This is a genomic window from Winogradskyella poriferorum (genome assembly GCF_050618035.1).
Taxonomy (GTDB): Bacteria; Bacteroidota; Bacteroidia; order Flavobacteriales; family Flavobacteriaceae; genus Winogradskyella; species Winogradskyella poriferorum_A.
On sequence record NZ_JBODPY010000294.1, the window covers coordinates 1 to 214 of the forward strand.

The window sequence follows — 214 nt, forward strand, 5'->3', positions numbered from 1 at the left end:
GTATGGGTGGTGCTTTAGATTCAGCACGTTTTAAATACAGATTGGGGGAAGCATTAGATGCCCCAATAAGGGATATTGATGGTATGGTAATTGTAGGCCATAGCGATAAAGGTATGGTGCCATTAACATCTCATGCAACTCGGAATAGTATAAGCGTATCTGAGTTTATTTCTGAGGAGCTTTTAAATCAGGTAAAAGAAGATACTAAGGTTGG

At 39.3% G+C, this 214-nt stretch carries 1 pseudogene; it reads left to right on the top strand.

What is annotated here, in order from left to right:
- Positions 1–214 (top strand): annotated as a pseudogene (locus ACRHOC_RS15820) (malate dehydrogenase); the annotation flags it as partial.